At 55.0% G+C, this 625-nt stretch carries 1 protein-coding gene; it reads left to right on the forward strand.

What is annotated here, in order from left to right; translation table 11 throughout:
- Positions 1-625 (forward strand): transposase (locus ACSZO4_RS25770; protein WP_437891921.1); only part of this gene is annotated, 625 nt, incomplete at both ends.

Genomic DNA, 625 nt, shown 5'->3' on the forward strand with positions numbered 1-625 from the left:
CTGTTCTACAGCGCAGACCTGCTGCTGACGCTGAACCTGCAGGGTTGTAACCGCCACTGGCTGCTGCCCGCGTGGAAGAATATCGCGGCAGAGACAGAAGAAAGCTATGGTTCCGGAGACAGGCTTCTGAAACTGAAAGTGTCACCACAGGCAAGGAAAAAGAATCCTTCCCTGCCGGCGTTCTGGTATGCACGGGCGGTGACTTATGAGGTGAACGGAGTGGAGAAAACGGTGCTGACATCGCTCCCGGCGGACCGTTATAAAGCAAAAGAGGTGGCGGAGCTTTACCACTCAAGATGGGAAATCGAAGTGGGGTTCAGAAACCTGAAAAGCAGCCTGCTGAACAATGCGCTGGTACTGAGAAGCCGTAAGGTTGAGTTGCTGGAACAGGAGGTCTGGGGCATGCTGCTGGCCTATAATCTGATACGGCGTGAGGCCACGCGCGCAGCGGAAAAACACAAAAAAGCGGCGTCAGAAATCAGCTTTAAGTTCGCGTTCCAGTTTATCGCGACGGAAATGATAGTGCTGGGGAATACGGCGTCACCCGGGACCATCCCGAAACGGCTGGAGCATCTGCGGGGGGCGCTGGAAGCTCTGTTCATAACAAAACGCCCCCGACCATCAA

The sequence above is a fragment of the Phytobacter sp. V91 genome, assembly GCF_965644225.1.
GTDB lineage: Bacteria > Pseudomonadota > Gammaproteobacteria > Enterobacterales > Enterobacteriaceae > CBFFRJ01.